The 24038-nt window shown below is 47.7% G+C and carries 21 protein-coding genes and 1 tRNA gene; 9 read left to right on the top strand and 13 right to left on the bottom strand.

Annotation, left to right across the window (positions count from 1 at the left end; all coding sequences use genetic code 11):
- Positions 1-17 precede the first annotated feature (17 nt).
- The 5 genes from KW844_RS00830 to KW844_RS00810 all read right to left on the bottom strand — a co-directional run bounded on the left by KW844_RS00830 (position 18) and on the right by KW844_RS00810 (position 3168).
- Positions 18-233: a hypothetical protein gene (locus KW844_RS00830; protein WP_218374815.1), complete on the bottom strand. Its 216-nt coding sequence runs from the start codon at positions 231-233 to the stop codon at positions 18-20.
- Between the two features lie 7 nt (positions 234-240).
- Positions 241-891 carry a phosphatidylserine decarboxylase family protein gene (locus tag KW844_RS00825; RefSeq protein ID WP_218374814.1) on the bottom strand — a complete coding sequence of 217 codons (651 nt, stop codon included), beginning with the start codon at positions 889-891 and terminating at the stop codon, positions 241-243.
- Between the two features lie 86 nt (positions 892-977).
- A complete protein-coding gene (locus KW844_RS00820; RefSeq protein ID WP_218374813.1) occupies positions 978-1859 on the bottom strand; it encodes a phosphatidate cytidylyltransferase in 882 nt (293 codons plus the stop codon).
- A 75-nt stretch (positions 1860-1934) separates the two neighbouring features.
- A complete protein-coding gene (locus tag KW844_RS00815) occupies positions 1935-2210 on the bottom strand; it encodes a DUF2007 domain-containing protein (RefSeq protein WP_218374812.1) in 276 nt (91 codons plus the stop codon).
- 46 nt (positions 2211-2256) lie between these two features.
- A complete protein-coding gene (locus KW844_RS00810) occupies positions 2257-3168 on the bottom strand; it encodes a CPBP family intramembrane glutamic endopeptidase (RefSeq protein ID WP_218374811.1) in 912 nt (303 codons plus the stop codon).
- A gap of 148 nt (positions 3169-3316) precedes the next feature.
- Here KW844_RS00810 and dusB point away from each other — a divergent pair, with 148 nt between their 5' ends.
- Together dusB and KW844_RS00800 are read left to right on the top strand one after the other, a co-directional pair.
- Entirely contained in the window at positions 3317-4384 is a 1068-nt protein-coding gene (gene dusB / locus KW844_RS00805; RefSeq protein WP_218374810.1) for a tRNA dihydrouridine synthase DusB, read from the top strand.
- Positions 4385-4426: 42 nt separating this feature from the next.
- Positions 4427-4996, top strand: coding sequence for an NUMOD4 domain-containing protein (locus KW844_RS00800; RefSeq protein WP_218374809.1), 570 nt, complete (start codon positions 4427-4429; stop codon positions 4994-4996).
- A gap of 85 nt (positions 4997-5081) precedes the next feature.
- Here the strand turns inward: KW844_RS00800 and KW844_RS00795 are convergent, their stop codons facing one another.
- Entirely contained in the window at positions 5082-8396 is a 3315-nt protein-coding gene (locus KW844_RS00795; RefSeq protein WP_218374808.1) for a DEAD/DEAH box helicase, read from the bottom strand.
- 86 nt (positions 8397-8482) lie between these two features.
- Between KW844_RS00795 and proC the strand changes: the two genes are divergently transcribed.
- Positions 8483-9280, top strand: a complete 798-nt coding sequence (proC, locus tag KW844_RS00790) for a pyrroline-5-carboxylate reductase (RefSeq protein ID WP_218374807.1) — start codon at positions 8483-8485, stop codon at positions 9278-9280.
- On the opposite strand, the gene KW844_RS00785 is transcribed toward proC, so the two are convergent.
- The 6 genes from KW844_RS00785 to KW844_RS00760 all read right to left on the bottom strand — a co-directional run bounded on the left by KW844_RS00785 (position 9277) and on the right by KW844_RS00760 (position 19031).
- Positions 9277-9771 (bottom strand): histidine phosphatase family protein, encoded by a 495-nt coding sequence (locus KW844_RS00785; protein WP_218374806.1) that lies wholly within the window; start codon positions 9769-9771, stop codon positions 9277-9279. The genes proC and KW844_RS00785 overlap by 4 nt on opposite strands.
- A gap of 238 nt (positions 9772-10009) precedes the next feature.
- Positions 10010-11737: an amidophosphoribosyltransferase gene (locus KW844_RS00780; RefSeq protein WP_255578086.1), complete on the bottom strand. Its 1728-nt coding sequence runs from the start codon at positions 11735-11737 to the stop codon at positions 10010-10012.
- 257 nt (positions 11738-11994) lie between these two features.
- Positions 11995-13377 (bottom strand): peptidylprolyl isomerase, encoded by a 1383-nt coding sequence (locus KW844_RS00775; RefSeq protein ID WP_218374804.1) that lies wholly within the window; start codon positions 13375-13377, stop codon positions 11995-11997.
- A 165-nt stretch (positions 13378-13542) separates the two neighbouring features.
- Positions 13543-17211 (bottom strand): translation initiation factor IF-2, encoded by a 3669-nt coding sequence (infB, locus tag KW844_RS00770; protein WP_370626436.1) that lies wholly within the window; start codon positions 17209-17211, stop codon positions 13543-13545.
- A gap of 91 nt (positions 17212-17302) precedes the next feature.
- Positions 17303-18550, bottom strand: a complete 1248-nt coding sequence (gene nusA, locus KW844_RS00765) for a transcription termination factor NusA (RefSeq protein ID WP_218374803.1) — start codon at positions 18548-18550, stop codon at positions 17303-17305.
- A 16-nt stretch (positions 18551-18566) separates the two neighbouring features.
- On the bottom strand, positions 18567-19031 hold the full coding sequence (locus tag KW844_RS00760; protein ID WP_255578085.1) for a ribosome maturation factor: 465 nt from the start codon (positions 19029-19031) through the stop codon (positions 18567-18569).
- Between the two features lie 275 nt (positions 19032-19306).
- On the opposite strand from KW844_RS00760, the gene KW844_RS00755 reads away from it, so the two are divergent.
- A complete protein-coding gene (locus tag KW844_RS00755) occupies positions 19307-19564 on the top strand; it encodes a DUF4834 family protein (RefSeq protein WP_218374801.1) in 258 nt (85 codons plus the stop codon).
- A gap of 38 nt (positions 19565-19602) precedes the next feature.
- Here the strand turns inward: KW844_RS00755 and KW844_RS00750 are convergent, their stop codons facing one another.
- The gene (locus KW844_RS00750) at positions 19603-20265 is read right to left on the bottom strand and encodes an HAD family phosphatase (RefSeq protein ID WP_218374800.1); all 663 of its coding nucleotides are present in this window, start codon (positions 20263-20265) and stop codon (positions 19603-19605) included.
- A gap of 104 nt (positions 20266-20369) precedes the next feature.
- On the opposite strand from KW844_RS00750, the gene KW844_RS00745 reads away from it, so the two are divergent.
- The 5 genes from KW844_RS00745 to KW844_RS00725 all read left to right on the top strand — a co-directional run bounded on the left by KW844_RS00745 (position 20370) and on the right by KW844_RS00725 (position 23943).
- Positions 20370-20443, top strand: a tRNA-Ile gene (locus KW844_RS00745).
- A 157-nt stretch (positions 20444-20600) separates the two neighbouring features.
- Entirely contained in the window at positions 20601-20954 is a 354-nt protein-coding gene (locus KW844_RS00740; protein ID WP_370626435.1) for a transposase, read from the top strand.
- Positions 20955-21304: 350 nt separating this feature from the next.
- The gene (locus tag KW844_RS00735) at positions 21305-21997 is read left to right on the top strand and encodes a hypothetical protein (protein WP_218374799.1); all 693 of its coding nucleotides are present in this window, start codon (positions 21305-21307) and stop codon (positions 21995-21997) included.
- A 95-nt stretch (positions 21998-22092) separates the two neighbouring features.
- Complete coding sequence (locus KW844_RS00730) at positions 22093-22683, top strand: RNA polymerase sigma factor (protein ID WP_218374798.1); 591 nt, start codon at positions 22093-22095, stop codon at positions 22681-22683.
- A 72-nt stretch (positions 22684-22755) separates the two neighbouring features.
- Complete coding sequence (locus tag KW844_RS00725; protein WP_218374797.1) at positions 22756-23943, top strand: FecR family protein; 1188 nt, start codon at positions 22756-22758, stop codon at positions 23941-23943.
- The last annotated feature ends 95 nt before the right edge of the window (positions 23944-24038 follow it).

The following is a 24038-nucleotide window of genomic DNA, read 5'->3' as shown; positions in this document are numbered from 1 at the left end:
GCTAATATGGTAATGGCTTATTTAGTAGTCTTTTTTCCTGCCTTCACACGCATAGCAGCGGTTTTGGAAGGTTGTTTACAACAGCTTTTCGCCGTTCCTTTGCTTTGACAGGAGGGGTCCTCCTTTTGTGCTGTTTTGGCTTCCTTTGCAGGAGCTTTCTTAGTATTGTCTTGCGCAAATGCGGTACCTGCAAGGAGCAGGGAGGCGATAGCCAGTGTAAATAACTTTTTCATAGCCCGATTAGATTTTTGCAATTACTGTTTGGCCGCCTTTTACAACCTGTTCCAGTTGTACGGTGACTTCTGTTCCTAAAGGTAAGTAAAGATCCACCCTTGACCCAAATTTAATGAAGCCCATTTCTTCGTTCTGGCTTACCTGCATACCTGGTTTGAGATAGTTTACGATACGACGTGCCAGGGCACCGGCGATCTGGCGGATCAGGATATCGGTTTTGCCGTTGCCGATTACCACAGAATGTCTTTCATTTTCAGTGGAAGACTTCGGATGCCATGCCACCAGGTATTTACCAGGGTGGTATTGGGAGAGTTTAACGGCACCGCTGATAGGATTTCTATTTACGTGAACGTTGGCAGGGCTCATGAAAACGGATACCTGCAGGCGTTTGTCTTTGAAATATTCAGGCTCGTATACTTCCTCAATCACCACTACTTTACCATCGCATGGGGACACCACCAGGTTATCGCCTTCAGTATTTTTTCTGGTAGGTAACCTGAAAAAGGATACGATGAACAGGAAAAATACGACGGAAATGGCCAGGAGGCTCCAGGTGAGCGCTGGTGAGTCGAACCAGTAAAATACTGCTCCGTTAATAACTAACAGTACCAGGAACACAAGGGAAATGGTAGCAAATCCTTCACGATGGATCTTCATTGTTTTCTATTTGTTTGTCGGTTTATTGGTTTAATCGCAGAGCAAAGTTAGTTCAATTCAAAAAATTCAGCATACGAATTTCTGTTTTACAGCATAAATGACTGTACATAGATCCAGGCAAAGGGTGCTGCCAGGAGCATGGAATCGAACCGGTCGAGGAACCCACCGTGGCCGGGCATGATGTTGCCGGAATCCTTTACGCCCGCCATGCGCTTGAGTTTGGACTCGATGAGGTCGCCAATGGTTCCAAACACGGCGGCGATCCCTGCCAGTACCAGCCAGTGCTGTAAGGCAAGGTAGCTGCTACCCCAGAAATGCCCGTATACGCCGGCGGCGGCTACTGCCAGGATCATCCCTCCCAGTGTACCTTCTATGGTTTTTTTAGGGGAGATGGCCGGTGCAAACGGGGTACGGCCAATCAGTGAACCTACGATGTAGGCCATGGTATCATTGATCCAGATGAAAATGATCAGCAGCAAAGGAATCAGCCAGCCGGGGGCGGTGCCCACCTGGTCGGCGGTGTAGTGTATATCAATCGCATTCAGGCGGATATTTACCAGCAGACTGAATGGAATCGTAACATACAGCAGTCCCAGGGCGGAGTAGCCGATATTTTTCAGAGAAAAATCTTTGCTGAACAGGATTTCGCCTAACGGGAGTACCATCAGAAAGATAATGGCGAGCCACCATCCGATAAAGCCGGCATTTATGTCTCCCAAAATAAAATTACTACCGGTAAAAGCCAGCATAATGGCGCAACTGGCAATGGAAACGCCATAGCGGTGCAAACCGGAGGTATTGGCAAAATCAGCATCGATCAGCCTGATCAGTTTGAAATATTCCTGCAGGGCGAAGAAGTTCACCAGGAAAAACAGCAGGAAAAAAGTAAAGGGACTCCACAGGATACCACCCAGCATCACTGCTACAAAAACCAGTGCTGACGCGGTGCGGGTAAAAAATGTTTTCATTATCGAAATTGCTGTTAGTTGATTTTAGAGCCGCAAAAGTCTGCAAAAATTTGAGCAAATGCCAGACCGGGCTCTTTATTCATGGTCTTCCGCCTTGTTACCTTCCTCTTCATCCAGCTCATACGGATCTCCTGTAGGCAGATTATTGTGCTGTGAAACCAGTGAATTTGCCGTTTCTGCCTGCTCATCGGGCACGTACAGCTCTACCTGACCAGGGATGGTAAAGGTATAAGAGGAAGATTGTTTGTTGAGAATAACCGCGTCAATCCCGTTTTCGATCAACATGCCTTTCACGATTTCTGTTTCGTATGGTCGGTCGCTTGCGAATACTTTAGTCCAGCCTTTTTCCATGTTACAGTTATTTTGTTAGTAAGTTAAGTTACTATTTTTCTGCCGTTTAGCGTTGTGTGTCGGCCTGCTCCACTTCCAGCGGTTCCGGCGAACGCTTCATCAGTGCCCATATCAGCCCTACTGTTACTAAAGCGCTGGCCACGCCCAGGTACCAGGTTACCCCCTGCTCTACGGCCGGGTCGGTTTTAGTATAGCCGTGCTGGAAAAGGTAGTACTGGATCACGAGCATGCCGTTATTGATCAGGTGGGCCAGGATGGCCAGCCAGAGGTTGCCCGTTACCAGGAAAATGGTGCCGAGGATAAACCCAAGGGCTATACGAGGTAATACCGCCTGCATTTCAAAGTGCATGGCCGCAAAAATGATCGCTGTTACCAGTACGCCTGTCCATCGTAAGCGGGTGAGGTTGATGAAAATCCGTTGAAACACGCCTCTGAAGAATACTTCTTCCGCAATGGCCGGTACGATGGCCATGAGGACCAGGTTCATTACCAGGTCCGTGATGGTGGGCATCTGCAGCAATGCCTTTGTCATTTGTTCATTGCGCTGCTGCGCCTCAAGGGCTGCCTTCGGCAGGTCCCAGTGCAGGTTCCATTCTGCCAGCACGCCCACAAAAGGCAGGCAGCAGTAGAACAGCACAATGGTGAGTATGACCTGTATCCAGGAGGCCTTGGTTCTCAGGCCCAGGTAGCGCATTGGCTCCGGATGCCAGAGATAGGCAAAGATGGCCGCTGGTAAAAGATATGTTAAAGTTGAGTAGAAAAACTGTAACCATTGCTGCATCCGCAGAAACTTAGGATCAGTAAGCACTCCCACGGATATATCATACGCCGTATAGCCGGTAAGTTTAGGAGTGACCAGGGCCGTCAGCAGCAGGAAAACCCCTATGGAGCCTGCATAAAAGCCGAGAATGGTGATGAACTGTAGTAAAGGAGGGTGCTGCTTAAGGTAGCCTCTCATAATTAAATACTGTATTAAAATGCGTAAATTTACAGCGTGAAATTAAGCATTGCAGCAACAGTATCACAAACTACTGCGCTGCATTTAGCAAAAATATATAAGTTAATACAATAATACCTGGTGCCTTGTTGGCCGTGGTTCTTACTTTATGGTGAAGATAGGAAATATAGAACTGGGAGAATTTCCCCTTTTGCTGGCGCCCATGGAAGATGTGAGCGATCCGCCTTTTCGTGCAGTATGCAAGGATGGCGGGGCAGATCTCATGTACACGGAATTCATTTCTTCCGAAGGCCTCATCCGCGACGCTATCAAGAGCCGTAAGAAACTGGACATTTTCGAATACGAGCGCCCGGTGGGCATCCAGATCTTCGGTGGTGATGAAGAACCATTGGCAATGGCCGCACAAATTGTAGAGGCTACCAATCCGGATCTGCTGGACATCAACTTCGGCTGCCCCGTGAAAAAGGTGACCTGCAAAGGTGCCGGCGCCGGTATCCTCAAAGATATTCCCAAAATGGTGAAGCTCACCGCTGCCGTAGTAAAAGCAACCAGGCTGCCGGTAACCGTGAAAACCCGCCTCGGCTGGGACGATAACACCAAAAATATTGAAGAGGTAGCAGAACGCCTGCAGGACGTAGGCATTAAAGCCCTCACCATCCACGGCCGTACCCGCGTACAGATGTACAAAGGCCACGCCGACTGGACCCTCATCGGAAAAGTTAAAAATAACCCGCGCATCAACATTCCTATATTTGGTAACGGTGACATATGCACGCCGGAACAAGTAATTGCTGCACGCGCCAAATACGGCGTGGACGGCGTTATGATCGGACGCGCCGCCATCGGGTATCCATGGATTTTCCGCGAGATAAAGCATTTTATGCAAACCGGCGAACATTTACCCCTTCCATCTGTTTTGGAAAGAGTACAGGTTTGTAAAAGACACCTGGAACAATCTGTAGCCTGGAAAGGTGATATCGTTGGCATCCTCGAAATGCGCCGCCATTACACAAATTATCTCAAAGGGTTACCTCACATCAAAGAATTCAGACAACAATTAGTAACTTTAAAGTCGCAAGCTGAAATAGAAGAGGTATTAGACGCGATCGTAGTACAATACAAAGATCATATTTTTGAAAGGACAACTCCCCAATGGGCCGCAAACGAGCATTTACCGGCCTCTGATGAAATGGCCGGATGTAACGTTTACGGTTAAACGATGACCCCGGAAATACAATAAATCATAAATTACTTTCACATGACCACAATTAAAAATCTGAAAAATGAAGTCTGGAAAGACTTACAGATTAAAAACAAATCTGCCCTGCGTAAGAAATATGCGGTTTCTAACATGGGAAGAGTGATCAGCTATCATGAAAGTATTGAAGATGGTAAGCTTCTCACGGGTTCTACCGTGGAAGGCTATACGGTTTTGAATGTAAAACCGGCAGATACCTATCAATCACTCTACCTGCACAGAGAAGTAGCCAAGCTCTTCAACAAAAGGCCAGGGCGTACGCACAGGTATGTGATCCACCTCGACTACGATAAGAAAAACAATAAAGCCAGCAACCTGGAATGGGCTACCAAAGAAGAAATGGAAGGCCATCAGCAGAACAGCCCGGCTAAAAAGGCATATAAAGAAAAACAAAGGAACAGGCTGAAAGGTCTGAAACTGAACGTGACCAAAGTGAAGAGCATCAAACGCCTGCTAAACAAACCTGGTAAAAAAACCATGAAGCAGATAGCAGAACAGTTTGATATCAGCGAAATGCAGCTCTACCGTATTAAAAGCGGTGAAAACTGGTCGCACGTTACATTGGATTAATGCCTGGTTTGCCAGGAATGATCTATATATGATGTTGTCTGACATAGGCCATACGTACGTGTGGCCTTTGTTATCTCCTATATTTTCAGGTACTGGCCACCGCTCCTGCCTCTACCCTGACCATCTCCCCCAATACCCGCCTGTAATGGGCACTCTCCTGCAACACCGGTTCATAGCCCATCATGATCACCTGTTTTCGTGCACGGGATAACGTTACCAATAGCTTCCGATCCACCTCTATCTGCTCAGTATTCCATTGAAACTGGCCAAGGCACTGCAACGTATGTACCTGCCCGATATGATATACTGCCAACGAAACAATAATAATATCGTTTTCAGAACCCTGGAAACGCTCCACGGTGTCAATATTTACGGCCTGCAGGTCCTTATCATCTGCAATCAACTCCCTTATCAGGCTGATCTGCGTGCGCCAGGGTGTTACCACGCCCACCGTATCCTTGTTGAATGCAGGGCCATACTGTTGCCGCAGGTATCGCAGTAAATCCACTACCCTGGCGGCTTCGGTGCTGTTCATTTTAGAAGTAGGCTCGTATGGGCTGGGTATAAATACTTTTCTGCCGAGAGATAAAAGCCGGTCCCACTGGGTATTGCCATCGGGGTGGGTAAAATCTTCCTGCTGCTCCGTGCGACCAGCAGTCAGCTGCCCTGCATAATATGGGTTGACCATGCTGGCAATGCTTTCGTGCATGCGGAAATGCGTATTCAGCATGCCCCAGGCATGCTGCCAGTTATGCTGTTTGCATTGGCGCATCAGTCGCTCAAAAATAGAACAGCGGAGGTCCGAAATGCCTACCTGTAGCAGATCTTCCTGCTTCGTTTCGCAGAAAAAACTTTCCTGTGCCACCACCGGCGGCAGCTGATTCTGATCCCCGATAAGTATGAACTTACGGAAAGGCATCAGTAGTCCTAACAATTGCGGCTCTGTGAGCTGTGAGGCCTCATCGGCGATCAGCACATCCATAGGAATGCCCATGGTGATGAGCAAATCCAGCCTGGTAGCCATTGTAGCCACCGTGCCTACAAAAATGCGATGGCTGGTGATGTACTGTTTTGCATCATCCAGGGAACCATTCATGCACAGCTCTTTCAACTGCACCGCTGATGCCGTATTGCGACCGCCCATGCGCAGATAGGAAATATTTTTTGCATCCAGCTTCAGGGAAATTTCTTCCACCGCCTTATTGGTAAAGGCTACAATCACCACGTGGTTATTTCTTTTTACCAGTTCATCCGCAATGGTGGTGAGCATGGCCGAGGTTTTGCCTGTACCCGGCGGCCCTTGCAGGAGGTAGTAATCTTCCGCCTGGATGGCGTTGCGGACAATCTCTTCCTGGTTGCAGTTGAACATCGCCGGCAGCGGAACTTCCAGCTCGCGGCTGCGCGGTGTTCTGAGTCCCAACAGCGTTTCTGCCTTGTTGCGGTACTGCGGCGCCAGCATGTAAAACAGTGATGACGCGGCAATCCAGTAGTTGGACTCATAGATATCATGCTCGATGATCCATTCGTCGTGCTGCCGGAAGAAATCGAGGGTCATTTGCCTGTTATTCAGGGAGAAGATAAGGTAGTCCTTGCCCAGTTCATCGATACGGCCCTTGAGCAGCTGCTGCTGTAATGGCTTCAGCTCCGCCCCGGTTCTGGCGTAGATGATAGCGGTATCTCCTACCCTGAAATTGTGACTAACGGTGGCGACTATATCAAAAGTAACCGAGCTGGCGTTGCTGTTAAATTCGCGGAATTGCAGCCCGGGAATGATATTAAACCGGTCAGCCTTTTCTTCTTCCTGCTGCAGCCATAGGGCGGCAAACCCGTCGGCATCGTCTTCCCGGTGCACTTCGGAGAACATGCCGCATTTGGCTTGTAAAAACTCCCGGAGGATGAAGGAGAGGAATGTTTTATAGTAGATTTTAGTGATGTCGGGTGCCTCGTTCCAGGCTTTTTCAAAACCCATGAAAGGCTCCATGCTGAAGGATGGCAGCCCAACGGCGGAGGTGCTGTTGATATCCGATAAAACATCATATTCACCGGCAGCGAGCCGCAGTATCATGGCCACTACTTCATTGCGGAGTTGCAGCAGGGCGTTTTCGCCGGCATGGGTGCTGCTCACATTTCGAAGTGGCTCCGCTTGGGCGGCAGAATACAGGATGGCACTACTCCCCTTACGTTTACGGCCAAACGCAGACCGCAGTAGGAGGTTATAGCCGATTACCTGCATTTCATGGTTTTTCCAGGTATTAAAATCCGGGGCTTTACCACTTTTCAGCTCAAAAATTTCTTTCCTGGCGGGATCGGTTTCGTCTTCTGCCATGAGGTCGAGTCGCCCCTGGATACCGTAGTTGGACGAGAAGAAGGTGGGTTCAATACGTACCGGCTTATCCTGGAGATCGCGCACCGTTTGTTGGAGGTTGCCCCAGTGCGACTGCCGGATATCCCGGAACATTTCGTTAATCTTATCGCGGCCATAGGCCGCGGCTTGTAGCACATTATCCGCCACAGCCTCCTTGAAGGAAGTTTTGAAGTCGATTTCTTTATTGCGCAGCATTTCATCCAGCAGGGCATTCACGAGGTTTCCCTTGAATGCGGCAGGGCTGGAGGTTTGTGGCACCAGCTTCTTCACCAGATACAGGAGTTTATTGGTTCCTTTATGGTTAAAGCATTCTGCCAGGTCGCTGATGTCGATCAGCAGGTCTGGTTCCAGTACCAGCTGACTTTCGGTGGTGGTTGTATATAACGGTGTTTGGTGTTCTTCTGTTTCTTCCTGGCGGCAGTGGATGACGTGGAGGGAATCGTATGGGCGAAGCTGCCCGTGCATTACCATTACGGTGGCGGAATCCAGGCCATCGAGTGATAATTCAAAGTCGCCCTGTTCATCATTTTTTACCAGCAGTACGCAGGAATATTTTCCCTGGTGGTTGGTGGCGAGTGGACCCACGGCAGTGATCATACATTTCAGGGAAACGATGCTGGCGGGGCGGTTGCGGATATTACGGGAGAGAGATTTGTCTCCGGCGTCGTAATAGGTTTCGGAGAGGCGCAGTGGTACTACTGCTGAATAGAACCATGCTACCGACTCCGCGAGGGCTTTGATGCAGAGGGTGTGTTCTTCTCCCTGTAAAGGAAAAATAGTACGTGTAGCCCTGGCAGTTAGTATCCGCAACGCGGTCAGTTGCTGCTGGATATCGGCGGGCACTATTTCTTTATCGAAATAGAACTGCATCCTGGCAAAGAGGTTGCCAAAAGAGCGATGCTCCTGGCGGGTAAGATCACGGAAAAGGCTTTCCAGGATGAGCTTATAGAGCCGGAGCTTATCGGTTGGCTGCGGGGTATTTGCTGCTTCCTGGATACGTGCGAAAAATGCGGTTGCTTTTTGTGAAGTGCCCATTTATGCAAGATAATGCAATGCTGACTTTTTGCATCAATGGCGCATTTGTTTTACCTTTCTGAGGATTTATAATGTAAACCTTTTTTATGTCAGCCAAGAAGATAGCCATTATAGGTGGTGGTAATCTGGGATCGGCCATTGCCCAGGGATTGCTGAAGAGCGGTTTTTCACAGGCCGGAGATATTACCATTACCAAGCGTAATACTGATACCCTGGTAGCCCTGAAAGAAGCGGGTGTGCAGGTGGAAAAGGATAATGCGGTTGCCATCCGAGGTGCGGAGGTGATTATTGTGGCCCTTAAACCCTATAACGTGCGTGAGGTACTACAGGAGTACAGCGCAATATTTGACCCCGCCAAACAGATTTTAATCAGCGTGGTAACCGGTGTAAGCATTGATGACCTGGAACGTATTGTTCCCGGCATGGCCGTGGTGCGTGCGATGCCCAATACCGCCATTGCCATACAGGAATCCATGACCTGTTTGAGTTTCAAGCATGCTACCCCGGCGCAAACGAATTTCGTTACCGATATGTTTAATCAGCTGGGTGCAGCCGTTACCATCGATGAAAAGCTGATGGATGCTGCAACGGTGTTAGGTGCATGTGGTATTGCCTATGCGCTTCGTTTTATCCGGGCTAATATCCAGGGAGGTATTGAAATCGGCTTTGACGCGCGTACGGCCAGCCTGATTGCAGCGCAGACTGTGAAAGGTGCTGCTGAGTTGCTGATCCGGGGGAACACCCATCCGGAGGCAGAAATCGACAAGGTAACAACCCCTAAAGGCTGCACTATTGCGGGATTGAATGAAATGGAACACCAGGGCTTCAGTTCTTCGCTGATCAAGGGTATTACTGCTTCTTACGACAAGATTGTAAAAGGTTAATCTTTCCGGGGGTAATCGAAGAACAGGAATGTTTTTTTAGCGCGATCGAATTCCTGCCAGGAGTCCGTATTGGCTTGTATTGCGAATACGCCGGCAGTGGGTACGTTATCGATCCTTATCTCTTCTGTGAGATAATTAGCGAAGTCTGTTATGCCGGGGTTGTGTGCGAAAATGGCTACGGCGTTGAAATCATCATCTATTTTAGTGATTACTTTGAGGAATGTGGAAGCATAGCAGAGGTAGAGCTCATCTTCCAGGAGGATGGCCTGTTTAGGGTAATGCCATACGTCGGCCATTAGTTTGGCGGTTGTACGGGTTCTCTTTGCGGGACTGGCAATGATCAATTCTGGAACTACACCTTTGTCCAGGAGTCTTTGGGCCATTTCCGGGGCGTTATCTTTTCCCCTTTTGTTGAGTGGCCGGTCAAAGTCGTCTGTGTTTGGATCGTTCCAGCTTGACTTTGCGTGTCGGATGAGTAGCAATGTTTTCATGGGCTGAAAACTTACGTAAATACTTATTTTAAAGAAAGTTAATAGGAACGGGGCAAATAGGAATCGTTGTGTGATTCATTTAAGATAAAATTAACATAGAAATACGGAAAATGTTGTTTTCCAAGGGATTTTATATGTTAATGGGGCCTTCGGTGTTATTCGTCGGGGGCAGGGGCAAAAAAAGGAGCACCGGTTTGGTGCTCCTGTTGTATCTCTCTAAAAAAAATTAATTCAATTCTTAGTAGCCTCTTTCGTTTTTACCTTCCATGAAGTTCATGAAAGCTTTATTTACTACGCGGTTACCACCTGGTGTAGGGTAGTTACCGGTGAAGTACCAGTCGCCCAGGTTATTAGGGCAGGCTTCGTGTAGGCTTTCGATGGATTGGTAGATTACTTCGATTTCGGCATTGATACCGCCAGGGTTGAGGATCTGAGCGATTTTCGCGGAGATCTCTTCCGGTGTGAAGAGTTTGTACACATTTTTCACCACGTTTTGTGCGTGGAGGGTATTGGTACGTTCCAACTCTTTACAGAGGCCATAGGCTTCCTGGAGGATGTGTTCCTTGCCTTGTTCTTTCAGCAGTGCGATGGCGGCCTGGAAGGCAACGAAATCGCCCATTTTACTCATATCGATACCATAGCAGTCAGGGTATCTGATTTGTGGTGCGGAGGAAACGATGATGATCTTTTTAGGACCGAGGCGATCCAGCATTTTCACGATACTTTCTTTGAGGGTGGTACCGCGAACGATGGAGTCATCGATCACTACGAGGGTATCCACACCCGGACGAACCGTACCATAGGTAATGTCGTACACGTGTTGTACCATTTCGTTACGGCTGGAATCCTCTGTGATGAAGGTTCTCATCTTCACATCCTTGATCGCGATTTTGTCGATACGGATACGGCGGTTCACCATTTCGGAGAGCTTTTCCGGATCTACTTCGTTACCCCAGGAGAGGATACGCTCGATCTTGATTTTGTTGAGGTAGTCTTCCAGTCCTTTCAGCAGGCCGTAGAAGGCTACTTCTGCTGTATTTGGTATAAAGGAGAAGATAGTATTTCTCAGGTCGTTGTCGATGGCTTTCAGTACGGTACCTGAAAGATTACGGCCGAGGGAAGTACGTTCTTTATAAATTTTTTCGTCGTTACCTCTGGAGAAGTAGATTCTTTCGAAGCTACAGGCTTTTCTTTCTTTTGGTTCGATAATTTTCTCGATGGCGTATTCACCGTTTGGTTTAACGATGAGGGCGTGGCCTGGCATCAATTCCAGTACTTCGTTTTCGCCAACGTTGAAAGTGGTGCGGATAGCAGCTCTTTCGGAGGCGGCTACGATTACGTCTTCATTTACGTAGTAGTAAGAAGGACGGATACCGTTTGGATCGCGGATTACGAAGGCGTCACCTGTGCCGATAAGGCCGGCAGCGTGGTAACCACCATCGAATAAGGAGAATGCCTGTTGGAGGATATGCTTGATGTCGAGGCCGTTGCGGCGTTCTTCGTCTTCTTTGGAGAGGAAGTGGTGCACGGTTTCGAGCATGGCAGCGAGGTCGCTGTTTTTGTGTACTTCGCCTGGGTTAACGTCGGTGAATTTGAAGAGTTCATCTGCGTTTACCAGGTTAAAGTTACCTGCCATAGCGAGGTTGCGGGCAGGGATGGTATTGTATCTTACAAAAGGGTGGCAGAGTTCCACATTGTTTTTACCCTGCGTTGCGTAGCGAAGGTGACCCATGAGGAGTTCGCCGAGGAACTTGATATGACCTTTCATCAGTCCCGGATACTTGGTGATCTCGGGTTGATACTTTTCGATTTCCTGAATTTCGTCCCTGATTTTGCTGAAAACGTCGCCGATGGCTTGTGGAGCGCTACTGCGTACGCGGTGCATAAAGGGGACACCTGGTTCAGTGTCTAATTTTACAGCAGCTACACCAGCGCCATCCTGGCCCCTGTTGTGCTGCTTTTCCATGAGCAGATATAATTTGTTCAGCCCATAGAAAACAGTTCCATACTTCTGTTGGTAATATGAGAACGGTTTTCTCAATCTTATAAATGCCAGTCCGCATTCATGCTTGATCGCATCACTCATGCCTGAAAATTGAAGATGCAAAGTTACGGCAATTAAAACTAATTCGCGTCATCTTAGCGTAACTACGGGATGAGTGGAAATGAAAAGCGGCGCGGAGATCATCTCCGCGCCGCTTTTCTAAAAAGTTAAAAGTGGTTTTACTGTTTGGCGAGCTGTGCCATCCACTGGTTAATATGCTCACAGTTTTTGTACTCAGGATCTACGTGTACATAGAACGTAGGGATCTTTTCCAGGAGCCATTTATTGATTGCTTCAGCCTGCTTGATCATGAGGCAGCGTTGCTGAATGCGTGCGTAGTCGTCGTTGAGGTTTTCCCTGTGCGGCTGTGTACGTGTTTTCAGGTACACGATGCGTACGGCGGTATGGCCTTGTTCATCCACGAAAGTGGTTGGTTTGGAGATGCTGCCTGGCTTCAGGGTGTCGAGCATCATTACGATTTCTTTTTCGGAAGGATCTTCCAGTTGATCGACCGTGATCAGGGTACCTTCGCCTGTTTTGGACTGCAGCATACCGCCTGTGAATTTAGCGGAAGGATCATCGCTATAGTCACTTACTGCCTGGGCAAAAGTGGTTTTATTGGCGAGGATCTGGCTGCGTACAGAATCCAGCTTTTCGGTGGCTTTCGCCAGGTCGGATTTGGTTACTGCTGCCCGGATGAGGATATGCTGAACGGTGATGTTATCGCCCTGACGTTTCAGCATCTGGATGATGTGGTAACCGTGAGCGGATTTAACCGGGTTGGAGATCTCCCCTTCTTTCAAACGGAAGGCGGCGGCCATAAAGTCCGGGTCCCAGGTATTTTTATCGTTACGGTTCATCGGGTAGATGCCTTTATTATCTTTTACGCCCGGATCTTCGGAGTAAAGGATGGCGAGTGAGCTGAAGTCTGCTTCTTTATTGATTACCCGTTTTTTGAAGTCCTGCAGTCGCTCGATGGCATAGTTATCCATTTCGCGGGTCGCTTTAGGAGTGATTACTACCTGGCCGATTTCCAGTTCAGATTCATAGAATTTGAGGCTGTCTTTAGGAATGGCGTCGAAGAATCGTTTTACTTCGGAAGGGGTTGCCTTCACCTGTTCGATTACTTTATTGCGCATGGCTTGTGCCAGCAGATTTTCTTTAATAGGTGTGCGGAAGCGTTCGCGGAGCTGGTAAACGGTGTAGCCGGTTACTTCCTTCATTTTTTCTTTGGAGCCGTAGAGCTGTTCGAAGTAGCGGATACGGTTTTCCATCTGGCCTTCGATGTCGCCATCGCTTACCGGGAGGGAGTCGCGTTCTGCCTGAAGTACCATTACCTTCTGGGAGATGAGCATTTCCAGGGTATTGCAGGAGGCGTTGGGAGGTAATACACCGTCAATGGTGTTGCGCTGCTGATCTGCGAGTGCACCTTCCATATCCGATTGCAGGATTATTTTGTCCCCTACTATACCAATTATTTTATCTGCTACAAGTTTCTGCTGCGCTGAAACAGCTTGCAGGATGGTAAGTGATATAGCAGATAATACCAGAAGTTTCTTCATACTAAATTCGTAAAGTTCAAAAATAACCAAATAAAGATCAGTCCCCTACTAAATTTCGATGGATTTAACAAAAGTTTAGATCAGGCCGGGAAAAAAGCGGACTGATCTAAAAAAAAGTGCAGCGAAGTGGACCTCGCTGCACTTTAAGATTATGGAAAAGAGTTCTTATAAAGTTCTCTTAACTTCTACTTCTTCGAAGCCTTCGACGATATCGCCTGGGCGGATATCGCTGTAGTTACGCAGACTCAGACCGCATTCCATGTTGGAGGCTACTTCCTTCACGTCTTCTTTATAACGTTTCAGGGAGCCGAGGTCTCCTGTGTGGACTACGATACCATCGCGAACGAGGTTCACGCGGGTATTTCTTGTCAGCTTGCCATCGAGTACGAAGCAACCAGCCACTGTAACCTTGTCGAATTTGTAGGTTTCGCGTACTTCGACGTTGCACACCACTTTCTTTTCGATTTTTGGTTCCAGCATCCCTTCCATTGCGGATTTGATCTCTTCGATCGCATCGTAGATGATGGAGTAGTTGCGGATTTCGATGTTTTCTTTCTCGGCGAGTTTGGCTGCCTGAGAAGACGGACGTACCTGGAAACCGAGGATGATAGCATCGGATGCGGTAGCGAGGAGAACATCGGATTCGGTGATCTGACCCACTGCTTTGTGTACGATACTGATAACGATTTCTTCGGTAGACAGTTTCTGGAGGGAGTCGGACAGCGCTTCCACGGAACCATCAAAGTCGGCTTTGATGATGAGGTTGAGCTGTTTGAAGTTACCCAGTGCCAGACGGCGACCGATTTCATCCAGGGTGATATGTTTCTTGGTACGGATACCCTGTTCGCGAACGATCTGAGCGCGGCGGTTGGCCACTTCTTTGGCTTCAGATTCGTTTTCGTACATTCTGAATTTCTCACCTGCCTGAGGGGCACCGTTCAAGCCGAGCACCTGTACTGGCATGGAAGGACCAGCTTCGTCCATTTTCTGACCACGTTCGTTGAACATGGCTTTAATTTTACCGTAGAAGGAGCCGGACACGATGGTATCGCCCTGACGGAGGGTACCATTTTGTACCAGGAGGGAGGCAACGTAACCGCGACCTTTATCCAGGGAAGCTTCTACGATTGAACCGGAGCCTTCGCGGTTAGGGTTGGCTTTCAGTTCGAGCAGTTCAGCTTCCAGGAGGATTTTCTCCAGGAGTACATCGATGTTCAGACCGTTTTTAGCGGATATTTCCTGGCTTTGATATTTACCACCCCAGTCTTCTACCAGGAGGTTCATACCAGCGAGTTGTTCTTTAATTTTCTCAGGGTTGGCACCGTCTTTATCAATTTTGTTGATTGCAAAGACCATTGGGAGGCCAGCTGCCTGTGAGTGGGAGATTGCTTCACGTGTTTGAGGCATGATAGCATCATCTGCTGCCACTACGATTACGGCGATATCCGCTGCTTTGGCACCACGGGCACGCATGGCGGTAAACGCTTCGTGACCTGGCGTATCGAGGAAGGTGATTTTTTTACCACCTGCGGTTGTCACCTGGTAGGCACCGATGTGCTGGGTGATACCGCCGGCCTCACCAGCTACTACGTTTGCGTTACGGATATAGTCGAGCAGGGAAGTTTTACCGTGGTCAACGTGACCCATGATGGTAACGATTGGAGCGCGGGGTTCCAGATCTTCCGGTGCGTCTGTTACTTCTTCTTCTTCAGATTCTTCTGCTGCGTCCAGGCCTATGAATTCTACTTCGAATCCAAATTCGCCGGATACCAGCTCGATTACTTCTGCGTCGAGGCGTTGGTTAATGGAAACCATGATACCGAGTCCCATACATTTTGAGATGACTTCGGCGAAGCTAACATCCATCAGGTTAGCGAGTTCGCTAACGGAGATGAATTCGGTAACCTGGAGTTTGTTGTTCTCCAAGTTTTGGTTAGCTCTTTCATTGGCTCTCTCTTCGCGTTTTTCACGGCGGTGTTTAGCTTTTACGCCCTTACCGCGGGTGTTGCCGGAGAGTTTGGCCATTGTTTCCTTAATCTTATTCTGGATTTCGTTTTTGTCGATTTCCTTTTCTTCAGCGGTACGTTTATCAGGACCGCTGTTGCCGTGGCGGTTATAGCCACCACCCTGACCAGGGCGGTTGAAGTTACCTCTGTTCTGGCCACCACCTTGCTGACCACCTGGGCGGTTGTATCCACCACCACCTTGCTGGCCACCTGGGCGATTGTATCCACCACCTTGCTGACCACCAGGACGGTTTTGTCCGCCGCTGTGTTGTCCGCCTGGGCGGTTTTGACCACCTGTGTGCTGACCACCAGGACGGTTTTGTCCGCCACCGTGTTGACCACCCTGGCGGTTTTGACCACCGTGTTGGTTGCGGTCGCCGTGTTGACCACCTGGACGATTTTGTCCGCCACCGTGTTGGTTGCGGTCGCCGTGTGGGCGTTCATGGCGTGGGTGATCACCTGTACCTGTGCCACCTTCCTTGTTTTCGCCACCTTTGAAGTCGCGCGGTTGGATAGGTTCAGGTTTCTTTTCAACGATGATGCGCTTACGTTTGCGTTTATCGTCGCGATCTTTGTTGAAGTTGCTTTTATTATTGTCTCTTCTGTCGGATTGCACCGGCAGTTCGATTTTGCCAATTACTTTAGGGCCGGTTAATTTTTCGGCCTGAATGTTTTCGATAACGGCACTGGCTTGCTCATCTGCATTATTTTGTGCAGCAGGAGCTTGGGCGGGCGGCTCGTTATTGGCGGGTTGTTCCTTAACAACAGGTTGTTTGACAGGAATAACCGTAGGTTTGGTTGCAGCAGCCGGTTTTGCCTCTTGTAATACTTCTTCCACTTTGTTAACTAAAGGTTTATCTTCAACCGGTGCGGCTTTTTCCGTTTTGTCTTTCGTCGTATCGGTTTTATCTGTTTTTGCTGATTGCGCAGGTTGAGGAGCCTTAGCAGGTGCAGCTTCGGGAGCTTTTTCTGCGGGTTTCTCTGTGCTGGCTGCCGGTTTTTCCGGTTGCACCTGAGCTGGAGCGGCTGGTTTTTCAGCGGCGGGAGCTTTAGGTGGTTCGGGTTGAGCGGCAGGCTCTTGTGCTGCAGGTTTTTCAGCGGCGGGTTGTTCCTTAGGCTGAGTTGCTGCTGGTTTTGTTTCCGGAGCTTCTTGTTTAGGCTGCTCTTTCTGGGCGGGTTTTTTACCGCCGCGGTTGAGTGCATCGAGGTCGATCGTAGTGATGACGCGCGGGCCGTTAATTTTAGGAGCTTCGGTTTTAACCACTTCCGGTTCGGCAGGCGGGGCCTGAGTTTTAGGCGCTTCCGCTACAGGGGGAGGTGGTGCAACGGGCGGTTCAACCTTTTCTTTTTCCTTAACCGGCGGGTTTTCCTGAACGGGAGCTTTAGGTTCCGGTTTAGGGGTTTCCTTCACTGGTTCCGGCTTAGGTTCGGGTTTAGGTGCTTCTGCTACTGGAGCAGTTGGCTCTTTTTCTTCTTTAGGAGTGTTCTTTTTAGCCACAGCTTCCGCTTCCTCGTTTCCTTTCTCTTTCTCTGCTTCTTTCTTCTTCGCTTCTAACACGCTTCCTTTGGGCAGGGCTATCTGATCGCTTTTGCGTTTGTTAGCCTTGTCCTGTTGGAACTCCGACTGCAGCGCTTGGTACATAACAGCCGTGAGGCGGGCATTTGGCGAACCAAAGCCGCCAATATCGAAGCCTTTATTGGAAAGAAAGTCGATAAGTGTTTCTTTACCAATATTAAACTCTTTGGCTGCGGCCAGCAATCGTGGTGTGTTGTTTGTTGTTTCAGGCATATCGTAATTCGGGCCTCCCCTGTTTCCCGTTTCTTCCAAACGGGCTGTTTTTTTACGTTTAAACAATAACTCGAAAAAATCAATTCCCCTTCTAATAAGCCCTTTACCTGGGAAGGGTTCTGGCTGGGCTTTATTCTTTGTCAAACTCTTCCTGTAATATTCTTCTTACATCCTGCACTGTCTCTTCTTCAAGATCCGAGCGGCGGACCAGTTCTTCTGTGGTCAGCTCCAATACGCTGCGGGCAGTATCACAACCTATGCGCTTCAGTTCATCTATGATCCATTCTTCGATTTCGTCTGAGAATTCTTCCAGATCAATATCAAATTCGGCTTGTTCCTGTTGTTCATCGCGGAATACGTCAATTTCGAATCCGGTGAGTTCGCAGGCGAGTTTGATATTAACGCCTTTTTTACCGATGGCCAGGGATACCTGATCTGGGTTCAGGTAAACGGAGGCGTATTTATTTTCCATATCTACTTCCATGCGGCTGATTCTGGCAGGTGTGAGCGAGCGTTGAATCAGGAGTTGGATGTTGGTAGTATAGTTAATGATGTCAATGTTTTCGTTTCTGAGCTCACGAACGATACCATGGATGCGGCTACCTTTCATACCCACGCAGGCACCTACCGGGTCGATACGGTCGTCATAAGATTCAACGGCCACTTTAGCTCTTTCACCTGGTTCGCGAACGATTTTCTTAATAACGATCAGGCCATCAAAGATCTCAGGAACTTCAATTTCCAGCAATTTAGCCAGGAAGGATGGATGTGTCCGGGAAAGAATGATGAGTGGGGCATTATTCTTCATTTCTACCTTTTTCACCACCGCTCTAACGTTCTCCCCTTTCTTGAAATAATCGGTGGGGATTTGTTCGGCTTTAGGCAAAATTAATTCATTCCCTTCATCATCAAGCAATAAAACTTCTTTTTTCCAAACCTGGTATACTTCACCGGTTACAATTTCGCCGGCTTTATCAGCATATTTCTTTACGAGAATATTCTTTTTGAGGTCGCCGATGCGTGCCGACAGCGTTTGTTTTGCTGCGAGGATGGCGCGGCGTCCGAAGTCCAGGATCTCTACTTCTTCGAAGAGTTCCTCTCCGATTTCGAGATCCTTTTCAATGGCAGTAGCCTCTGTGAATGCGATTTGAGCATTATCATCTTCCACTTCTCCATCTTCCACTACGGTACGTCGGCGAAATATTTCAAGGTCTCCTTTTTCTGTATTTACAATGACGTCAAAGTTCTCATCAGAGCCATACTTTTTCCTCAGCAGGGTTTTGAAAACATCTTCCAAAACCTTCATCAGCGTAGGGCGGTCAATGTTTTCCGCCTCCTTAAACTCCGTGAATGACTCAATCAGGTTAATACTAGCCATGTTTATTTATTATATTTTAGAACACAATGCACACTTTCGTATGCTTGATTTCATTGAATTTTATTTCGGTAGATATTTTTTCTTTTTTCTTTCCAACCAGCTCTTCGATGGTAAAACCTTCCTCAGATACTGCGGTCAGGGTTCCTTCTTTAGAAGTACCGTCCGGGAAAGTGGCTTCCACTTTTCGACCAATATTTTTTAGATATTGTCTGTGCAGTTTCAGGGGTTCATCCAGTCCGGGGGAGGAAACTTCCAGGGAGAAGTCACCATCCGGGAAAAGGGCTTTTTCCTCCAGCTGTGCATAAAGGGCGCGGTTAAAAGAGACCAGTTTGTCGACCGGCACACCTTTATCCCCATCCAAAAAGAGCTTAATATTATTTGTGGGCTTAATTCTGATATCTACCAGAAAATTATCGGGATCGTTTGCCAGCAGGCCTTCTGCCAACTCCCTTATTGCTGTTATCACGAGTTCGTTTGCCATACAAAAAGCGCGAAGGGGCCGATATCTCGTCCCCTTCGTTTGAATCATTTTTCCTACGCAAAATTAGGGTTTTATATTGGATAAAGAAACAAAATCTCTTTTTCCAGTAATATTTTTCTGATAAGATTAGTTGTATGTTGATTTTGTGTTATGCGTTTGGCAGTTAAAGTAATGGTTACAAGGAGCTGAAAGTCGTATTATGAACGTTAAAGAAAACTTAAAATGCCGGGAGGATTTAATGGTCGGGAAAGATTATCTGCTACCTTTGCACCATTATGTTGAAGACGCTAATATATCTTTTTCTTGCCTGGTTGCTTTACAAGCTGGTGTTTGACTTCATCATACCTATTTACCGCTCTACGAAGGTGGTAAGGAGGCAAATGTCGGACATGCAAGAAGCAATGCGCCAGCAATATGAGCAGCAACAGGCTGCGCAGCAGGGATACAGTTCGCAGCAGAAGCAGCCTCCGGTATCCCGTCCGGAATCCAAGCCCGATAAAGGCGATTACATTGATTTTGAAGAAATTAAATAAAAAAACCTCACGTCTCCGTGAGGTTTTTCTTTTATAAGTTATACCGCGAGCGGCTTGAAAATATCCAGAATGGTTTTCGGCGCTTCGAGGTGGATAGTATGAATACCCACTTTTTTAGCCCCTTCTATATTAGGTAAGGTATCATCGATAAATACCGTCTCCCCTGCTTTTAGTCCATTTTCGTCCAGCACTACCTGGTAGATCTCCGTTCCGGGCTTCCGGTATCCCATAAGGTGGGAGTAATAGGCTTTGTCGAAAAATTCCGCCAGCGAAGGGATGCCACGGGTATCCATCAGTATTTTATTGAAGTAGTCGAGATGGATAGCATTGGTATTACTAAGGAGATATAAATTATACTGCTGCCTTAACTGCTGCAGTAATTGGAGTCGCTGCAGAGGGAAATCCAGCAGCATGGCGTTCCAGGCGGCTATGATCTGCTCATCGGTGACGCTTTCCGGGAGGTGTTTATGCATTTCAGCCAGGAACTCCTCGTTGGTGACATGGCCGGTTTCGAGGTCGTTGAACAGGTTGGAGCCTTTGAACTGGGAATATAGCTCATGGAAATTTTCAGCACCGAGACTTACAAAAGCGTCGTTGGTTTTTTTGTAGTCGATGTTTAGGATAACTCCACCCAAATCGAAGATGATATTTTTAATTCCCTGCATATGTGCGTATTTACTACAAAGAAACACGTTTTTCATAAAGTATAGGCGTTTGAGTTACACTGCAAAATATTTTTTAGGTTAATTGAATAAAATAATTAATTTTGCCGTCCCTCGAAAGAGGGTTTGCGTTCTTCGGAACAGCTCCTATAGCTCAGTTGGTTAGAGCACCTGACTCATAATCAGGGGGTCACAGGATCATGCCCTGTTGGGAGCACGCTTCTATAAAGGCTTTCAGCGTTTTGTACGCTGGAAGCCTTTATCGTTTGATACATGTTTTGATACACGTTTTTAATGGTAGAGTCGGATCAAGTTGAATACCTGGGGGATTGTTGTAAAAATCGTTGTTTTGCAGTTTAACTAGACAGGAAACAGTGGATAAGAATTTGAATCTTCTCTTAGAAGCCCTTCTACCAGAGGGGATTTTGTATTATTTCGAACTTACAGATGCTTCACAAACCGAAGCAGAGATTAGTATTTACTTAGAAGAAAAGAATATCGCTCCAGCCGAGCATCAACACAAAAAACTGCATGCAAAAGACTTTTTGCCCCCCGTTGCAGTTCAGGACTTCCCTATCCGCAGAAAGAAGGTTACACTCTTTGTGAAGCGGCGCCGCTGGGAGGTTGTAGGAACAAATGAGATAGTAACAAGAGATTGGGAAATTGTGAAAAAGGGAACGCGGATGACTATGGAGTTCGCGGCTTTTTTAAAAGGATTACTTAGATAATCATCCAATAAGCCCAGTACAGCTAGGTAAATTCTTCCATGTTGATGGTAAGCAGCTGGGACAGCAATACAAGCATCACCTTAGCAACTTTAATAACTGGGATCAAAAAGAACATGCCTGTGAATGGATGCTATTCCAACGGAACATAGGCCCAGCCTTGAGCATAGACGAAACTGCATTCTCTAGCGGGGAGCTTTATACCATTGTCACCAATAAGCAGGCAAAGGGCCGTAAAGGCTCTATAGTAGCGATGATAAAAGGAACCGCCTCCGATTTTCTGAAGCAGATTTTAAACAAAATACCGAAGCGTCTTCGGCAATGTGGGTTTTCAATGTTATTTTGATATCATTATGGCTGCATCCATTGTAAAATATCCTGTTATCATGAAATATACGACCTTCCTATTGGCGGTTCTATTGTTCAGCTGCACCGCCGCCCCACGCATATCTGGTGAATATGCGCACTACTCAATGCCTTGGATAGAATTGAATTTCAATCCGAAGGATAGTACTTTTACCTATATCAATAGAACAAAGTGGGGCATCATTGATTATGCTAACGGTAATTGGACCCAACAGGGAAGATTTGTTTTAATAGATGCCTACAATCACAACGATATCCACAAAGTGCCGATTGTCAGCAAGCTGGTTGCCACCCCTGACAGCGATAGGGACAGCATCATTATTAAAAACAGCTCCTGGCCAGGTAATGATCCCTTAATCAATAAAACGCTTTTTATCAATGACTCTCTGCAAATAGGTATTAGTCTGGACACGGCCTTTTCGGTAGGTGTAGTCGTCAACAAGCTATTTTTATTATTCGAGGAAAACAGGGAATATGAGGCAGCACATCCTCTTCATATTCATCACCTATACTCAGACACCTTGAATATAAATAGCCCAGGTCATAAGCAGGTGCACATAACCTTCGATGGGTCAGCCTGCGATTTTTTCAGAAAACAGATGAAAGATACGTTGATAATCAAGGATGAGGCAACCCTTAAATTTGGAACTGAAGAACTCCGCCGAACCCGGAAAAAATAATCCCTTCCCCCTCCCCCATTGCTCCCCCCAAAAAAAATCCTTAGCTTTAGCTCAGGCCTGAACCGCCATTGTCCGGAAATTGTAGTATCGCCATTTTGTCAACTGAAGAATTATATAACGAACCACACCTTATACTCCTCGTATCACAAGGAAACCGTGAAGCATTCACCCAGCTGTATTCCCGCCACCTGGATGCTGTAACGCAATATATCCGCCTGTTTACCAACTCGGAAGACGAAGCCGATGAGGTCATTCAGGACGTTTTCGTACGCATATGGGAACAACGGGACAAACTCAGCACAGTCACCGCATTTAAAAGCTATGTAGCTAAGGCTGCCCGCAACCGCCTGCTCGACCACCTACGCCACCTTGCCGTCAGAAAAGCCGCTATCATCGACCTGCAAACAACCGCTACAGCCGAAACACCAGAGGATGTATGGCATTACCGCTACATTTATGAAAAAGTACAACAACAAATTACCGCCCTCCCTGCCCAATGCCAGCACGTATTCCGCCTCAGCGTGGAAAAAGGCATGTCCCTGGACGAAATAGCCGCCGAACTGCGTATATCCAAGTCCGGCGTAAAAAACCAGCTCTATAAAGCCCAAAAGCTGGTCCGGCAATGCTTTGAGGAAACTGACAACCACCTTTTCCTCGTTCTCCTCCTTACAATCCCATTTTTCTAAAAAATTTTTTTTGGACCGACGTGTCCTTTCGATTCCTTCAAACGTCCTTATACCGGATACACATTCCAGGTTATGACGAAGGAACAATTAAACGCTTTTTTAAAAGACTACACCGCCGGTAATTACTCAGAGCAGGATTACCTCGCCTTCCGCCATTGGCTTGATAACGCCGCTATGGAGGAAAAGCTGGCTGTACTCGATAAATATAGCGATCAGTTCCCTGACCTCGCCGCCCAGCCATCGGCCGATGCACGTCGTGTCGCCATGATTGAAGCCGCCCTGGATGAATCCACAATCGAAGCACTGCGTAAACCTGCGAGAGTACTTAATATCAGAAGATGGAGCGCCGCCGCGGCAGCTGTACTGTTGCTGGGCACCGGCGCCTGGTGGTTACATAAAGAAAGCAAATCTAAACCTGCTACTGTAGCTCAACATGTAAATGTTGCCCCAGGAAAAGCCGGTGCCATTCTTACGCTCGGCGATGGATCACAATTGGTACTCGACTCCGCCGGTAACGGCGTAATCGCCATACAGAATGGTGTCAATATCGTGCTCGACAGCGGCAAAATCGGTTACGGAAAGGATCAGCTCAACGGGGAACCACAGGTAAATACCCTGTCCACGCCCATCGGGCGACAGTTTAAAGTAGTACTGCCGGATGGTACCCTGGTATGGCTCAACGCCGCCAGCTCCATTCAATACCCTACCTACTTCGCCGGGAACAACCGCGAAGTAACCGTTACCGGTGAGGTATATTTGCAGGTAGCAACCGATCAAAACCACCCTTTCCGTGTCACCATCATGAGCGATGGTCACAACGAAGGAACGGTAGATGTATTGGGTACGGACTTTAACATCAACGCCTACCCGAATGAAAATGCTACCAAAGTCACGCTCATCAGCGGCGCCGTAATGGTGTCCGCAGGTAGCCCCGCACAAAAAGAAACACTACGGCCCGACCAACAGGCCGCCATACACGAAAATAGTAAGATCACCATCCAGCACGTAAACACAGATAATGTAACCGCCTGGAAAAATGGGTACTTCGATTTCGATGAAAACGACCTGACCATGCTCATGCGCCAGCTTACCCGCTGGTACGGCATAGAAACAGAAATTGGAAAAAATGTTCCTGTAGATATTCAATTCGGAGGTAAGATCAGCCGGAACCTGATGCTCTCCGAAGTAATCAAAGTCTTAAACCAGGCAGGTGTGCACTGCTACCTGACCAATGAAAGAAAGCTTATGGTAATGCCTTAATGAACGATGTTATTTGTTTTTAGTCTGGCAGATACACTGCAGTCAACCAAAATGAGTAAACGCGATGTAAATAGCGTCACCTCTCAATGCTATTA

This window comes from Chitinophaga sp. sic0106 (assembly GCF_019219075.1).
Lineage (GTDB): Bacteria > Bacteroidota > Bacteroidia > Chitinophagales > Chitinophagaceae > Chitinophaga.
This window is presented reverse-complemented; position numbering and strand designations above follow the sequence as displayed.

Bases quoted from the DNA above. Each gene is read 5' to 3' on its own strand.
- KW844_RS00780 (WP_255578086.1), bottom strand. From the start codon at position 11,737: ATGGAAAAGCAGCACAACAGGGGCCAGGATGGCGCTGGTGTAGCTGCT.
- KW844_RS00725 (WP_218374797.1), top strand. From the start codon at position 22,756: ATGACGAAGGAACAATTAAACGCTTTTTTAAAAGACTACACCGCCGGT.
- KW844_RS00825 (WP_218374814.1), bottom strand. From the start codon at position 891: ATGAAGATCCATCGTGAAGGATTTGCTACCATTTCCCTTGTGTTCCTG.
- KW844_RS00830 (WP_218374815.1), bottom strand. From the start codon at position 233: ATGAAAAAGTTATTTACACTGGCTATCGCCTCCCTGCTCCTTGCAGGT.
- KW844_RS00815 (WP_218374812.1), bottom strand. From the start codon at position 2,210: ATGGAAAAAGGCTGGACTAAAGTATTCGCAAGCGACCGACCATACGAA.
- nusA (WP_218374803.1), bottom strand. From the start codon at position 18,550: ATGGCTAGTATTAACCTGATTGAGTCATTCACGGAGTTTAAGGAGGCG.
- KW844_RS00800 (WP_218374809.1), top strand. From the start codon at position 4,427: ATGACCACAATTAAAAATCTGAAAAATGAAGTCTGGAAAGACTTACAG.
- KW844_RS00820 (WP_218374813.1), bottom strand. From the start codon at position 1,859: ATGAAAACATTTTTTACCCGCACCGCGTCAGCACTGGTTTTTGTAGCA.
- proC (WP_218374807.1), top strand. From the start codon at position 8,483: ATGTCAGCCAAGAAGATAGCCATTATAGGTGGTGGTAATCTGGGATCG.
- KW844_RS00785 (WP_218374806.1), bottom strand. From the start codon at position 9,771: ATGAAAACATTGCTACTCATCCGACACGCAAAGTCAAGCTGGAACGAT.
- KW844_RS00755 (WP_218374801.1), top strand. From the start codon at position 19,307: ATGTTGAAGACGCTAATATATCTTTTTCTTGCCTGGTTGCTTTACAAG.
- KW844_RS00795 (WP_218374808.1), bottom strand. From the start codon at position 8,396: ATGGGCACTTCACAAAAAGCAACCGCATTTTTCGCACGTATCCAGGAA.
- KW844_RS00735 (WP_218374799.1), top strand. From the start codon at position 21,305: ATGGCTGCATCCATTGTAAAATATCCTGTTATCATGAAATATACGACC.
- KW844_RS00810 (WP_218374811.1), bottom strand. From the start codon at position 3,168: ATGAGAGGCTACCTTAAGCAGCACCCTCCTTTACTACAGTTCATCACC.
- KW844_RS00750 (WP_218374800.1), bottom strand. From the start codon at position 20,265: ATGAAAAACGTGTTTCTTTGTAGTAAATACGCACATATGCAGGGAATT.
- dusB (WP_218374810.1), top strand. From the start codon at position 3,317: ATGGTGAAGATAGGAAATATAGAACTGGGAGAATTTCCCCTTTTGCTG.
- KW844_RS00760 (WP_255578085.1), bottom strand. From the start codon at position 19,031: ATGGCAAACGAACTCGTGATAACAGCAATAAGGGAGTTGGCAGAAGGC.
- KW844_RS00775 (WP_218374804.1), bottom strand. From the start codon at position 13,377: ATGAAGAAACTTCTGGTATTATCTGCTATATCACTTACCATCCTGCAA.